This window comes from Winogradskyella forsetii (genome assembly GCF_013394595.1).
In the GTDB taxonomy this organism is placed as follows: Bacteria; Bacteroidota; Bacteroidia; order Flavobacteriales; family Flavobacteriaceae; genus Winogradskyella; species Winogradskyella forsetii.
Window position 1 is genome coordinate 926,549 of sequence record NZ_CP053348.1, and the last position, 15,352, is coordinate 941,900.

12 protein-coding genes are annotated in these 15,352 nt (G+C 33.7%); 7 read left to right on the plus strand and 5 right to left on the minus strand.

The window, feature by feature from the left end; genetic code table 11:
• Positions 1–219: 219 nt before the first annotated feature.
• Positions 220–678: an RNA methyltransferase gene (locus tag HM987_RS03965; protein WP_179005438.1), complete on the plus strand. Its 459-nt coding sequence runs from the start codon at positions 220–222 to the stop codon at positions 676–678.
• Between the two features lie 85 nt (positions 679–763).
• Here the strand turns inward: HM987_RS03965 and HM987_RS03970 are convergent, their stop codons facing one another.
• The 4 genes from HM987_RS03970 to HM987_RS03985 form a co-directional block, all read right to left on the minus strand.
• Complete coding sequence (locus HM987_RS03970) at positions 764–4,012, minus strand: CHAT domain-containing protein (protein WP_179005439.1); 3,249 nt, start codon at positions 4,010–4,012, stop codon at positions 764–766.
• Between the two features lie 30 nt (positions 4,013–4,042).
• Positions 4,043–4,780 (minus strand): tetratricopeptide repeat protein, encoded by a 738-nt coding sequence (locus tag HM987_RS03975; protein WP_179005441.1) that lies wholly within the window; start codon positions 4,778–4,780, stop codon positions 4,043–4,045.
• A 9-nt stretch (positions 4,781–4,789) separates the two neighbouring features.
• A complete protein-coding gene (locus HM987_RS03980) occupies positions 4,790–5,368 on the minus strand; it encodes an RNA polymerase sigma factor (protein WP_179005443.1) in 579 nt (192 codons plus the stop codon).
• 221 nt (positions 5,369–5,589) lie between these two features.
• Positions 5,590–5,742, minus strand: coding sequence for an SsrA-binding protein (locus HM987_RS03985; protein WP_179005445.1), 153 nt, complete (start codon positions 5,740–5,742; stop codon positions 5,590–5,592).
• 593 nt (positions 5,743–6,335) lie between these two features.
• On the opposite strand from HM987_RS03985, the gene HM987_RS03990 reads away from it, so the two are divergent.
• Together HM987_RS03990 and HM987_RS03995 are read left to right on the plus strand one after the other, a co-directional pair.
• On the plus strand, positions 6,336–8,309 hold the full coding sequence (locus HM987_RS03990; RefSeq protein ID WP_179005447.1) for an endonuclease: 1,974 nt from the start codon (positions 6,336–6,338) through the stop codon (positions 8,307–8,309).
• Between the two features lie 183 nt (positions 8,310–8,492).
• The gene (locus tag HM987_RS03995; protein ID WP_179005448.1) at positions 8,493–9,443 is read left to right on the plus strand and encodes a calcium/sodium antiporter; all 951 of its coding nucleotides are present in this window, start codon (positions 8,493–8,495) and stop codon (positions 9,441–9,443) included.
• A 57-nt stretch (positions 9,444–9,500) separates the two neighbouring features.
• Here HM987_RS03995 and HM987_RS04000 read toward each other — a convergent pair whose 3' ends face one another.
• Entirely contained in the window at positions 9,501–10,526 is a 1,026-nt protein-coding gene (locus HM987_RS04000; protein WP_179005450.1) for a glutamine synthetase beta-grasp domain-containing protein, read from the minus strand.
• A 179-nt stretch (positions 10,527–10,705) separates the two neighbouring features.
• On the opposite strand from HM987_RS04000, the gene HM987_RS04005 reads away from it, so the two are divergent.
• The 4 genes from HM987_RS04005 to HM987_RS04020 all read left to right on the plus strand — a co-directional run bounded on the left by HM987_RS04005 (position 10,706) and on the right by HM987_RS04020 (position 15,341).
• A complete protein-coding gene (locus HM987_RS04005; RefSeq protein WP_179005452.1) occupies positions 10,706–12,892 on the plus strand; it encodes a glutamine synthetase III family protein in 2,187 nt (728 codons plus the stop codon).
• A gap of 225 nt (positions 12,893–13,117) precedes the next feature.
• Positions 13,118–13,255 (plus strand): hypothetical protein, encoded by a 138-nt coding sequence (locus HM987_RS04010; protein ID WP_178987707.1) that lies wholly within the window; start codon positions 13,118–13,120, stop codon positions 13,253–13,255.
• Positions 13,256–13,445: 190 nt separating this feature from the next.
• Positions 13,446–14,120: a Curli production assembly/transport component CsgG gene (locus tag HM987_RS04015; protein ID WP_229724581.1), complete on the plus strand. Its 675-nt coding sequence runs from the start codon at positions 13,446–13,448 to the stop codon at positions 14,118–14,120.
• 42 nt (positions 14,121–14,162) lie between these two features.
• The gene (locus HM987_RS04020; protein WP_179005454.1) at positions 14,163–15,341 is read left to right on the plus strand and encodes an AIR synthase related protein; all 1,179 of its coding nucleotides are present in this window, start codon (positions 14,163–14,165) and stop codon (positions 15,339–15,341) included.
• Positions 15,342–15,352 lie beyond the last annotated feature (11 nt).

Here is a 15,352-nt window from a genome sequence, read left to right on the forward strand (position 1 = left end):
AGGCAATCTCTTTTTTACTAACAACTTTCAGGTTAAGCATACGGAATTGTTGGTAGAAACCCGATTATAGATTAACAGGTAAACCAAACTTTAAGTTAGCTGCAACAGCATACTATAAATAATGGAGCTTGAATAAATATTACTGATAATATTTGTTCAAGCTCTTTTTCATTTCAAATCATTCCTATGACTTCAAACAGGATTTTATATTTTTGAATTATGAATGATAATTTAAAAAATGAATTCTTCGGGATAGGCATACAAAACGGCAAGACACCCGAAAATCTTGGAGTACTCTGGCGGTCGGCTCAAAATCTTGGAGCGAGTTTTATTTTTACTATTGGAAATCGTTATGCCAAGCAAGCTTGCGATACGCACAATGCCGTAAAATCAATGCCTTATTTTCATTATGAAACTTTTGAGGATTTCTTCAATAATTTACCAAAAGGAGCGCGACTTGTCGGTGTGGAATTAACTGATGAAGCTGTTTCGCTAGAAACTTTTAACCATCCTAGACGCTGTGTTTATTTATTGGGCGCAGAAGATCATGGATTGTCTAGGCAAGCGATTGAAAAAAGTCATTTTTTAATTAAATTCCAATCCCGATTAAGTCTTAATGTTTCTGTGGCTGGCAGTATTGTGATGTATGATCGTGGTATTGATAAACCACGTATTTAAAGTTTTTTTTTAGAATTGGAATTTCTATAATTCAAACTTTTATAAATGAGACAACGTTATTGCTCAACAAAAAAAATATGTCTGTCTATATTGGATTTGAAGCTTTCTTGTTCCTTATGTATAGCACCAAAGCCAAAATAATTGTAACAGTTAACAAGGTCCAGATCCACCAAAAATTTGTTGAATCTAAATCAATAGGTGCAGCATCTCCAATTAACACCAAACCAGCCCAATATTGAGGAGAAATTGTTCTCCCTTCTGCAGTAGCTATATAATCTAATTTTGCTTTTTGTAAGGCTTCATCTTTTGGTAACCCTTCTTTGAGGTATCCATAAAAATTTTCGATAATCGTTGCGCTAGATTGTTCATCTATTTTCCATAAGCTCGTTAATATACTTTCGCTGCCAGCATAATTAAAAGCATGTGCTAAAGAAATCATGCCTTCGCCTGGTTGGAATGTTGGTTTTCCTGTTTCACAGGCGGTTAGAATGGCTAAATTGGATGCTAAATTTTGATTGTAAATCTCATAAGTATAAAGCGAATTGTTATCTGTATTTTGGTTGTCATCGAGGTTTTTTGCAAATATTAACCGTGAAAACTCTGGAGAGACATTATTAGATTCAGCATGCGTTCCAATATGGATGATCTTATGTTCTTTTGCTTGTTCAGAAAAGACTTGCTTCGATGCCCTTTCATTTGTAAATGAATTACCACTGAATAACTGAGAATATTCTTTTGCTAAATCTACTGTAAATGGCTGAGGTAATAGCTTAAGATAGGTTTTATCTAATAATACAGAGTCTTTTATAGCAACTTTATAATTGTTTTTCATCTGGTCAGTAAACTCTGGGGTAAAAGCGACAAAATTGCTTTCAAAAAATTTTGGTGATTTATTTTTATCAATTAAAAGCAGACTGTAGTTGTAGGATATATTGTATTTGCTTAACAAACTTTTTTTGGACAATTCTTTGAATGACTTAACCTTGGTCGTTGTTAAAACTTCAAAACTTAAATTAAAGAGTTCGCCATCAGGAACTACAATAACACTTTGGTTGGTAATGGAATTTTCAAATGGTTTCCATAAAATATTATATAAATTGCTATAAAAGTTTAAATTATCATCTTGTAAATTGTCAGCATTTTCATTGGAATCTAACTCATGTTTTAACTTATACATGTCCAATAAATAGGATTCAATCTTATTTTTTTCAATGATGAATGCATAGAGTTTTTCCTGAATGATAACATATCTAACGATAGTCTTATTATCAGGAAAATTAGAAGTACTTAGGTTTAAAGATTGTGATATTGAGGCATATTTTAAGTTATAGTATTTGGGATAATCCCGCTTTAAAGTTTCAAGCAAATCGGACCAGTTTTTATTGGTTTCGAAAAATGTTTCCAAACCACCCTCCATGTTTAAGGTCGAATTGAATTCCTTTTTTAGTAGCTTTTCAGCTTCTAAAATGGATTTTGGAATATCATCTAAAATAAAATCAGATTGTACATTCAGCTGTTGCCTAATCTTATTATAGAGTTTTGATTCGTGAATACTTAATATTTCGTTTAAATATTTCTTGTCATTAGTTTCTTCATAAAGCATCATGGCTATTGCTTTTGCTAATTCAAAAACCTGGTCATTATCAGCGAGAATAATAGAAATATTTTGATCTTCGATAGCCATAGTTTTTTGCTGTTCTAAAATGGTAATGGCTTCTTTAAGGCTTTTAAATTGATTTTTGAGAAATAACGAATCTTTATCCTTTGTTAGTTTTAATTCTATCTCAGATTTAAGCAATAATGCTTTTGGTTTTTCTAAAAAATTGAGTTCATTAACTTCTGTAGCATAAGAATCGCTTAATAGCGCTAATGCTTTGTTAATTTGTTTTGAGGCTTCACTATAATTCTTGCATCTATATTGAATTCTTGCGAGGTTTACTAATAGGGAATATTCTAAAACCGTACTCTCACCTTGATTATTTACTACGTAGTTGTATATCGTAGTTGCCATTTCAATGGCTTTATCTGTATAGCCATTTTTTGCATAAAACTCAGAAAGCGTGATCATAGCATTTAAATAGAAACCATCATAACTATCTCCAAATACACTTTCATAATAACCCTTACTTTTTTCGTAGCATTCTTTTGCGGATTCTATATTACCATAGTATTCGTTTACGGTACCTTTGTAGTAATAGCCATCCGCAATCCCTAAATAATCCTTTTGTTCTTGGTTAGTATAAATATCTAAGCTTTTATTGATGAACTTTTCTGCAGTCTTGAAATCTTTTAATTTTAAGTGCGAATTGGCAACTTGCAAATAAGAATAGGCTAGTTCAGGGTCGTCTCTATCCAAGTATTTTTTCTTTTCTTCAAGCGCATAAGTGTTCAGTTCCTTTGCCTTTTGTAAGTTGCCTTGTTTACTAAAATCACCAGCATAATTTTCAATTGATATGTATAAAAATTTACGCGCTTCTTCTTTAAAAAAGTCCTTGCCTTGGGTGTTTGATTTAAGAAATTGAAAGTAATTTTTTATAGCTTTCTCGTTATATTTTAAAGATTCTTTTGTATTGCCCAATGTTGCTTGTACCGAAGCAATATTAGCCTGATTAGAAGCGGCATGATAATATTGGTTCATAGGAGTCGGATCTAATTTAGAAATGATCTCTTCTCCTTTTTTAAAATAGAACAAGGCACTATCTATTTTGTAAGCATCCCACATTCTGCCGCCTAAAGAATTGTATGCATCTAGAATTTTAGTTTTGTCAGATTTGGGATAAGACAAGTAATGTTTTAAGGACATGCGACTGTGGTACGTAGATGCTTTGATATTGCCAAGTCGTCTATAATCTACTCCTAGATTATGATGAATAATACCAAATAAATCACCAGTTGCATCGGGTATTTTTTTGGTGATTTCTAAAGCCAATAAGTTTTGTTCTGAAGATTTTTTGTAATCATGGAGGTAAACATAAAACCTTGAAAGTACCAAATGCTTTTGCCTCATTACAGACAAAGAATCAGTTAAATCAGTAATACTATTCGCAAAATCATTTGCTTTTTTAATGGCTATAGCCTCGTTTTCTAGCTCTGCAGCAATTTTTCCAACATAATAGATGCGTTTTGTTAACTCCAGGAACGCTTTTTCTTGTTTTAGTTCATTGATGTTGTTAATTAATAAGACGTCTGCTTTTTTAAATTCTTTATTTGAAATTAATGAATCAATAATTTCAGTATCATAGGACATATTCTTTTGCGAATAAACCTCAAACTGGCAGCTAATTACGAAAAGTAAAAGCATGTATAGTCTTAAACAATTTTGAAATCGTTTCATAATCAATAGATTAGTAAAATAGGTTAGTTGTTAATCGTTTAGCTCAGACAAAAGGGCTTTGCTGTTTTCTACATTCGATTTTTGTAAACTAGATTTAGCTTTGTCTACATTATCTGCTTTTAAATAAGCCAATCCTAAATAATAATAAGCATCATTAATAAGTGCAAATTCAGAATTTTGTGCTACACCTTCTAGAAAAGGAATCGCGATTTCTTCATTCTTATTGGCCAAATAGGCGACTCCTATAAAATAATTTAGAGTATCGTTATTTGGTTTTGCCTTTTGCAAAGTCTCCCATTTGGCTATCGCTGTTTTATAATCACCTTGTTTATAATTTACCATGGCTTCATAAAAATTATAGTTGTCAGAACTACTCATTGTTGTTGGTAGACCAGGATCTGGTTTGAAGTAATTAGCGTAGAGACGTTCGTTAGGATTGCCACCTAAAAACCAAAAACTACCTGCGGCAATTATAAGAGCTGCGGCAACTAAAAGACGTTTCCAATTTAAGGTATGTACTTTGGTGTCTTCTTCTTCGGATTCAGTTGAAACGGTTTCAATAGCTTCATGGAAAATATCTAACTGTTCTTTTAAAGCTTGGGTTTCGATGCCAGTTAATACCGTTTTTATATCTTCAACTTTAGATTTAAATTCGGCTTCGGTTTGCATGCGTTGCTCAAATTTTGTTAAAGCTAAAGCATCTAAATTACCGTTGAGATACTTCTCAATCTGTTCTAGTTCTTCTTGTGTTATGTGTTGTAAATCCATTGCTAATAATCAATTTTTCAGGGCTAAACTTTTTAGTTTTTGCATACATCTGTATTTTTTATTTCGGGTTGAAGCCGAGTCTAATGCCAGTTCTTCGGCAATAAATTTCATCGACTTTTTTTCAAAATAAAACATACGTAGTAAGCTTTTACATGCTTCGCCTAAATTCTTAAAGGCTAGCATTACATCTTCTAATCGTTTATCTTTTAAAATGTCATCATCAATATCATTATTTTCTTCATCTTTTATTTCAAAATGCCCTAATTGTGAAGCCACAATGGTCTTTTTATAGCCACTGGATCTTAAGACATCCAACCATTTATTCTTTGCAATCGTATAAAGGTAACCGTTGATTGAAGATTCACTTTTTGGAATAAATTTGTCTTGTTTAATATTTTGCCAAACGGCTAAGAAAGCGTCTTGGTAAATGTCCTTGGCTTGATCTTTTGAGCCACTATTCCTTAAAACTAAAATTTCTATTTTAGGATAGTTATTAACGTACAGGTTTTTTAAAACTTGTGGATCATTATTTTTAACAGCTTCGATAAAGCTATCGTTTAAAGAAAGGGTTGGATTTTTCTCTTGCATATAACAATGAAAGATATGTGAAAGGATTGAACTTTACAACCTATTTAGTTTAAATACGTTTTTTTAAAGATAAAAGTCATTGTTCAATGCTATTACTGCGGTTTACAAATAATGAATGAAGTTCTTTCTTAAAAGAAGATATTGAAAATTAGTGAAAACGATAGCATAGAATTGAAAACGATAGCATAGAATATAGAAAAAGTATAACTCGACAGGTTTTTTTACCCAAGCGCATTCTTAGTTACATAAACACGCCATCCTATTATGGCAAGTTGTAATTTAGAAGCTTTGCTAAGGTCTAATTGTTTCTTGGTATAAGAAGGTAATACGGCTTTATTAATTTTGGCTAAAGCTTTAAAGATTAATTTCTTCATTTTTAGTAAAGACACTTTTTGCATAATGTTGCTTTACAACAAAAATAGTAAAACTTATTCTAGAACTAAGTCCTACTTATTTTAGTGATTGGTGGTTTGGTCGGTTTTGAATTTAGAATATTGCTAAAATAATTTCAATAATCAGTTTTGTTAAGGTCATCATAATTGTTTGGTTTTAGAGGTTAATAATAATGTTGTTTTTGTCCCGTTGCTTCGGGAGAGTTTTCAATATATATTTTCAAATCATTATGTTCCAAACTTTTATGTGAAAATCCACGAAATTGAATTCTAATTTATAACTATAATGATGGTATATGTTATAATAATTTAATACTTGTCTATATTTGAGTTTTAAATTAATACATTTATATTCGATTATAATTTCATTTAATTACTTTTATAGGGCGTTTTTGAGGGCGTTTTCGGTTTTGTAGAGAACTTTCATCTTGAAAAGAGTCAAATTTTAAGGGTTCATCTTTTTTCGATTTTTTTTATATGATAATTTTCATGTTTAATTTGTTGCGTTTTTTGTATTTAATTTTGACTTAACAGATGAGTTAAATTTTAAAACTATCTTTGTAAAAAATGCAGAAATGAAAAAAATTACGTTTATAGTATGGCTATTAATGTCGTGTTTGGGATGGTCCCAGGTTTTAGTGATTAACGAATTGGATTGTGATTCGCCAGGAGCAGAAAACATGGAGTTTTTAGAACTTCTTTCCGAAACGCCGAATTTTCCTTTGGATGGTTATGTCGTTGTATTTTTTAATGGGTCGGCATCTGGTAATAATTCAAGTTACTTTACTGTAGACCTTGACGGTTATGTTACAGATATTAATGGGCTATTTCTTATAGGTAGTAACTCGGTAAGTCCGGTGCCACAGTTTTTAATTGCAGAAAATATAATTCAAAACGGGCCAGATGCTGTTGCAATTTATCTAGCAGACGATTTGGATTTTCCAGAAGAAACCGTCGCAACAATCGATAATCTTATTGATGTTTTAATTTATGAAACCTCAGATCCTGTCGATCAAGACTTCATTGATATATTTAGTCAAGATCCTAGATTTGAAAATATTGAACAGATAAATGAAGGGCCAGGCAACAACCCAAATTCCATACAGCGTTTTGTAGATATGGATGATAATGTGTTTTACACATCAACCACGCCAACGCCAAGACAACTTAACGATGGCAGTGGCGTTGTGCTCAATGGAATTAGTATTACCATAGCACAAACACAATACAATGAAGACGATAGTTTTGAAATAACGTTCACCTCTGAAACTCCAGTTACCGAAAACTTAAACTTTAATATTCTACTCGATAATTTTGGATTTGATACTTCTGATTTTACAGGAGATACTGCGATTACAATTCCTATGAATGAAAATACTGCTTCAACAACAATTACATTGATTGATGACTCCGCTGATGAAGGTGATGAGGTTGCCAAAATACGTTTTGAAAGTCTACCTGCCGAATATCTCCCTCTAAACAACAACTTGAAGATTCGTATTGTGGATAATGACTTTACCACGGCAAATTTTGGCACACCTGTTGATCCTACCTTTACTATGGTTGCCAGTACACAGCCTTCAGGTTACTATGATTCACTCGACGGATTAGCAGATACAGATTTAAGACAGGCCATACAAAACATTATTGCAGATCCAAATGTGGTACGTGCGCAAACCTATGCAGATGTGCTTGATATTTTAGTCGATGCAGATGAGAACCCTTTAAACAGCAATGAGGTCTGGTTGTTGTATACAGAACAAGGTCGACCAAAATTAGATGTACAGACGAGTTCTGATAATTTCGAAAAATGGAATAGGGAACACACGTTTCCAAGATCGAGAGGCGGCTTTTTTGATATTGAAGAAGATGAAATAGCAGATGGTATCGATATATTTTGGACCACCAAAGCAGATTCTTTACGTCATGGAAATTCTGATGCACATGCATTGAGAGCGGCTGATGCCACTGAGAACAGTACGCGTAACAATGATCATTATGGAGAGTACAATGGGCCAACAGGAAACGCAGGTAGTTTTAAAGGCGATGTGGCGCGAAGTGTGCTGTATATGGAAATTCGATATAACGGATTGGAAGTAGTCAATGGATTCCCTGATATTACGGGGCAATTAGGCGATTTAGCAACTTTATTAGATTGGCATAGAAATGACCCTCCAGACGATTTTGAAATGAACAGGAATAATATTGTCTATAATTGGCAGAAGAATAGAAATCCATTTATAGATCAACCCCTTATGGTTGAATATATTTGGGGGAATAATGTTGGAGATACTTGGAATCAACCTTTAAGTGTTGACGGAAATGATGTATCTAAAGTTTCGATATATCCAAATCCTACTAACGGAAGAGTTTTTGTTTCAGGAGCGAAGCCGAGTACTGAATTTAAATTATATTCTGTGGAAGGCAAACTTTTAAAGCGCTTTATTAATGTTGAAGATTCTATTGATTTAGAAGTAGCCTCAGGATTATATCTTTTGCAAATAAGAATTGGTGAACAAACTGCTGTTAAAAAAATAATAGTGGATTAAAAGCTTATAATTTTAAAAAATAAAAGCCAAACTGAAATTATTTAGTTTGGCTTTTTTTGTATGAAGTTGATTTGTTTAATATTGAATTAAAAAAGCAAAAGCATAGTTTTTAGATGGTCTTAAAATGAAATATTATCTTCGCACATTAAATAAAAAATAAGTAATAAATAAATTAGATAGGGAATGAGTGTATTTCTAGTTTTAGCTGGTTTAGCTTTATTGGTTGTTGGTGGTGATTTTTTGGTAAGGGCTTCGGTTGGACTTTCATTTAAGTTGAAAATTTCGAAGCTAGTTATTGGTATGACCGTCGTTTCTTTTGCTACTTCTGCGCCAGAATTATTGGTGAGTTTACAAGCCGCTTTAGATGGCGTTTCGGATATAGCATTAGGGAATGTCATTGGATCTAACATCGCTAATATTGGATTGGTATTAGGAATTACAGCTATTATTTCACCATTGTCCGTTGATAGGGAATTCTACAAATTAAATTGGCCAATGATGATGATGCTGTCTTTTGTATTGTATTATTTTCTGAAGAATGATTTAGTGCTTACAGCAATAGAAGGCACGATTATGTTTGTTGCTTTAATTGTATTTCTTGTTATCTTAATTAGAAGCTCACGTAAATCAACAAAAGCTAACTTGGAAGAAGTGGATGATACTTTGGCTGAAGTTTCTAATTTTAAAATCGTAATTTGGTTGCTAATTGGTGCAGCGGGTCTGTATTATGGTTCACTTTGGTTGGTAGATGGCGCAAAACAATTAGCGGGTCAAATCGGCATTAGTGACTATGCTATTTCCGTCACTGTCATAGCGATTGGTACAAGCGTTCCTGAGTTAGCGGCTTCTGTAATTGCTGCTTTAAAGAAAGAAAAAGCTATTTCTTTAGGAAATCTTATAGGATCTAACATTTTTAATATTGCCTCTGTTTTAGGCTTAACGGCTATAATCAAACCGATTGTTGTTAATCCAGAAACTCCAGAAATATTATCGACGAATATTTGGTGGATGATCGCATTCGCTGCCATTTTAATTCCTTTGATTTTGGTTCCAAAACGCTTTGAGATAGGAAGACTAAAAGGGATGCTGTTATTTGGCGCTTATTTAGTGTTCATTTATATAGCCCTAAAATAAAAGCAAAAAAAAGCTCCGATGAATTTCGGAGCTTTTGTCATTTTATGCCTGTGCTAATTAAGAAATATTAGCACTCTTTACAGTTTTGATAATTCTACCTGCAATTTTGTATGGATCACCATTAGATGCTGGTCGTCTATCTTCTAACCAACCTTTCCAGCCTTTCTCTACCGTTATAATTGGAATACGGATGGAAGCGCCTCTATCAGAAACACCATAGCTGAAGTCGTTAATAGATGCCGTTTCATGATCACCCGTTAAACGTTGATCGTTAAACTCGCCATAAACCGCAATATGTTCTTTTACCACAGGTCTAAAGGCTTCACATATTCTCTCGTAAGTTTCTTTGCTTCCACAAGTTCTCAGTACTTCATTAGAGAAGTTGGCGTGCATACCAGAACCATTCCAGTCCATATCTTTACCTAATGGTTTTGGATGATATTCAATATAGTAACCATATTTTTCAGTTAAACGATCCAATAGATATCTTGCAATCCAAATTTCATCACCAGCTTTTTTAGCGCCTTTTGCAAACAATTGAAATTCCCATTGTCCTGAAGCAACTTCTTGATTAATACCTTCAAAGTTTAAGCCAGCATCGATGCATAAATCTGCATGCTCTTCTACTAAACCTCTACCATGAGTGTTCTTTCCACCAACTGAACAGTAATACATACCTTGTGGCGCAGGATATCCACCAATTGGGAATCCTAAAGGTAATTGTGTTCTAGTGTCCATAATAAAATATTCTTGCTCAAAACCAAACCAGAACTCATTGTCTTCATCTTCAATAGTGGCTCTACCATTAGAAACATGTGGTGTTCCGTCGGCATTTAAAACTTCTGTCATTACCAAATAGCCGTTAATACGGTCTGGATCTGGATAGATGGCTACAGGTTTCAATAAACAGTCAGAAGAACCTCCTGAGGCTTGTCTAGTTGAAGACCCATCAAAAGACCACAGGTCTAACTCTTCAACCGTTCCTTTAAAGTTTTCGTGTTCCTCTACTTTGGTTTTACTTCTTAAATTCTGAGTTGGGTGATACCCATCTAACCAAATGTATTCTAATTTAATTTTTGCCATAATAAAAATTTTGTTTATCTAAAAATATGAATACAAATATTGCTATTTTTTTTCTTAGGTCAAAAAAAATAGGGCACTTTAGATAAAATATCATCAATTATTATAGATAACCCTATTTACATATGGGTAGTATATATTTTTTTAAAGATTTTGTATTTTTGACCTAAAATTTTATCAATATGTCAACACTTAGATTTCATGCAGTAAAAGCATCTTTAAAAAGAAAACCATTAAAGATTAAGAAGGATAAACGGCGTTCTGAAATATTTGGACAGAATGTGTTCAACGAGGCCGCAATGCGTCAGTATTTAACCAAAACAGCCCTAAGCAGTATCATGGAAGCTGTTGAAAAAGGTACTAAGATAAATCGGTTGGTTGCAGACCATATTTCAACTGGAATGAAAGAATGGGCCATAGCAAAAGGAGCTACTCATTATACCCATTGGTTTCAACCTTTAACTGGTGCCACAGCAGAAAAGCACGATGCCTTTTTTGAAACCATAGGAGACGGACTAGCTATTGAAAAATTTGGTGGAAACCAACTGGTTCAGCAAGAGCCAGATGCATCAAGTTTTCCAAATGGTGGTATTAGAAATACGTTTGAAGCTCGTGGATACACGGCTTGGGACCCAACATCTCCTGCCTTTATTTACGGTACAACGTTGTGTATCCCTACCGTCTTTGTTTCGTACACAGGCGAAGCTTTAGATAATAAGACACCACTTTTACGGGCGCTTCAAGTTGTGGATAGTGCAGCTGTGGACGTTTGTAAGTATTTCGATAAAAATGTAAAGAAAGTAAATGCATCTTTAGGATGGGAACAAGAGTATTTTTTAATCGATAGTGATTTGGCTTCGTCTCGACCAGATATTGTATTAACAGGGCGAACATTATTAGGGCATTCGCCAGCAAAAGGTCAGCAACTCGATGACCACTACTTTGGTACCATTCCAAATAGGGCAATGGCTTATATGCGTGATTTAGAAAACGAATGTATGTTGTTAGGTATTCCTGTAAAAACAAGACATAACGAGGTCGCTCCTAATCAATTTGAATTGGCGCCTATATTTGAAGAAGCTAACTTGGCAGTGGATCATAATTCCTTGTTAATGGACGTGATGCAAAAAATAGCCAAGCGTCATAAGTTTAAAGTATTATTGCACGAAAAGCCATTTGCGGGTGTCAACGGTTCTGGTAAACATAACAATTGGAGCTTAAGTACTAATACAGGTGTTAACTTGTTGTCACCAGGAAAGACGCCCATGAGCAATCTTCAGTTTTTAACCTTCTTTATCAATACCATAAAAGCGGTTCAAATTCATGAAGAATTATTGAGAGCAGCCATAGCATCTGCAAATAACGATCATCGTTTGGGCGCTAACGAAGCACCTCCTGCCATAATTTCGGTTTTTATAGGACAGCAACTGACCAAAGTTTTAAATGAGTTGGAAACGGTTACAAAAGGAAAATTATCACCAAAAGAGAAAACAGATTTAAAACTTAATGTCGTTGGAAAGATTCCTGAAGTGATTTTAGATAATACAGACAGAAACAGAACATCGCCCTTTGCCTTTACTGGAAATAAATTTGAATTCAGAGCGGTTGGTTCCACAGCAAATTGTGCCAATCCTATGACGGTTTTGAATACTATAGTTGCCAAGCAATTAATGGATTTTAAAGTAGAGGTTGATGCATTGATCGACAAAAAGGGAATGAAAAAGGATGATGCTATCTTTAATGTCTTAAGAGAGTATATTAAAACGTCTAAAGCGATACTTTTTGAAGGTAACGGTTATAGCGAAGCTTGGGAAAAGGAAGCTAAAAAACGCGGCTTAAGCAATAATAAGACCACTCCAGAAGCGCTTAAAGTTAAAATTGCCAAATCTTCGATTGAACTTTTTGACAACTTAGGCGTCATGAATAAGGTCGAATCCGAAGCGCGATATGAAATTGAAATGGAAGAGTATATCCTTCATATTCAAATTGAAAGTCGTGTTTTGGGAGATATCGCCCGTAATCATGTAGTGCCAACTGCTGTGCGCTATCAAAATATATTAATTGAAAATGTCACAGGCCTTAAAACCATTTATGGCGATAAGTTTAAGGACATTGCTAAAGAACAATTATTTTTAATTGAGCAAATATCCCGTCATATAGAAGCGATTAATTCTTTGGTAACTAAAATGACAGATGAGCGTAAGGTTTTGAATAAGCAAACTGAAATAGGAACCAAAGCAAATGGCTATTGTAATAAAGTTAAACCCTTGTTCGAAGAGATCAGATATCATTGTGATAAACTGGAGCTTATGATTGATGACGAACTCTGGCCATTAACCAAGTATAGAGAGCTTTTGTTTACTAAGTAGTGATATTACAATAGTTTAAGTCTGTTGTATTGCAGATTTTTAGGTTGAATGTACGTAGGTTTACGTACATCGTAAGGTTCGGAAATTGCAATTCGTGTCGTTTGTCGATAACTTCAAACTAGTTGTCGAAAAGGCGGTACTATGATGATAAATAATTGGAAATAGTCATTTTCATACTACGTTTGTTTCGTATTTTTGTAGTGCTATTAATCAATATTTGTAAAAATGAAAAAGTTACTACTTAGTGTAGCTATACTTGTTGGTGCAACTCTTATTCTTTCACAAGATAAATCAGAAGATTTAAATAAAGTGACTAATGAAAAAGTTGTAAATGTACAAGCAAAGTTACAAGCAGAATCTTAAAAGTTAAGATGAAAAATTAAGGTATTTATTTACCATTAACATAACAAGGATAAAATCGATATTTCGGTTTTATCCTTTTTTTGTTTGACATAAATAGTTGCTGATATTTATGAAAGACTAAATATTTTTCTATATTGCCGCCCCTTCAAAAATCTACAATGGAATAAACTTATCTTCTAATTAGAGGTATATGATTTCCAAATTCAATGCTATTATTGTCAGTATAGCAGTGACTATTTTCAGTTTTAATTCAGCTTTTTCTCAAGTAAGTGATGAAAAAAGTGATAAATCCATTGAGCGCAGGTATGCTTTTTTCAATTTAAGAGGTTCCAATGCTATCGATATAGCAGCAGGTTCTGCCATGATAGAAGGCGACTATCCAGAAACTGAGTTTGATTTGTATTTTAAAATGGGCTACAAACATCATATTACAAGCCATCTAAATATTAACTTTTCGTATCATAAATACAACGTCGTTGTCAAAGATATCTATAACGAAGGTTTTATGTCTTTCGATTTAAATTTAGAATTCCTGTTCAGTCCATACACAAAGTTTTCCCCATTTTTATATGCAGGAAGTGGTTATAATGCCTCTAATTATTTTGAAAATACAGCAACAAAAGCCCAAGGAGGTGCTGGTTTTGAATTTATTTTCACAGAAGGTGTAGGCGTAAAACTCTTTGGAGAATATAATTATATGTTTACCGATGAACTCGATGGACTAGTGGATGGCGATTCTGATGATATCTTATTTAGGGCAGGATTAGGTCTCAATTTCTACTTTGGAGGAAACAAGAAAAAGGAAGCATTGCGTCGAAAAATGAAAACTGTTATTAATTCCAACCAAATCATTCCATATAAATAAACGCAATTCTTACTTTTGTAACAACTATATTAAATCATTGTTATGGGTAATTCGGTAAGTAAAAGATATGCACAAAGAGGTGTTTCTGCATCAAAGGAAGATGTTCACAATGCCATAAAAAATATCGATAAGGGCTTATTTCCTAAAGCGTTTTGCAAAATTGTACCCGACTATTTAACCAATGACGATGATTTTTGCTTGATTATGCATGCAGATGGCGCAGGTACAAAATCGTCACTAGCATATATGTATTGGAAAGAAACTGGTGACATTTCAGTTTGGAAAGGTATTGCCCAAGATGCCCTAATAATGAATATTGACGACTTGCTTTGCGTTGGTGCGACAGATAATATTATGTTGTCTTCAACTATTGGAAGGAATAAAAATCTAATTCCTGGCGAAGTGATTTCCGCAATAATCAACGGAACTGAAGAGCTCATTGAAGATTTAAAATCCTTCGGTGTAACCATTCATTCCACAGGAGGAGAAACCGCAGATGTTGGTGACTTGGTAAGAACCATAATTGTAGATTCTACTGTAACAGCTCGTATGAGACGAAGTGATGTTATAGACAATGCAAATATTACCGAAGGCGATGTTATTGTCGGTTTAGAGTCATTCGGACAAGCATCTTATGAAACTCAATACAATGGCGGCATGGGAAGTAATGGCTTAACTTCAGCGAGACACGACGTGTTTTCTAAATATCTAGCCAATAAGTATCCAGAAAGTTATGATGCTGCCGTACCTGAAGATTTGGTCTATTCTGGTCAAACTGAATTAACCGATACCGTTGAAAATTCGCCAATTGATGCAGGTAAATTAGTCTTATCGCCAACAAGAACGTATGCTCCAATCATAAAGGCAATTTTGAATCAATACAATAGCGATTCTATTCACGGTATGGTGCATTGTAGTGGTGGTGCACAAACCAAAATTCTTCACTTTATTGACGAACTTCATATTATAAAGGATAATATGTTTACAGTTCCGCCGTTATTCAAACTGATTCAAGAACAATCTAAAACGGATTGGAAAGAAATGTATCAAGTATTTAACTGTGGTCATCGTATGGAGCTTTATGTAAAACCCAACATTGCCAACTCCATTATTGAGATTTCTAAATCTTTTAATGTAGATGCTAAGATTATTGGTAGGGTGGAAGTATCAAATCAAAAGAAACTGACCATAAAAAGCGATTACGGTACATTTCAGTATTAATTTTTTTATAG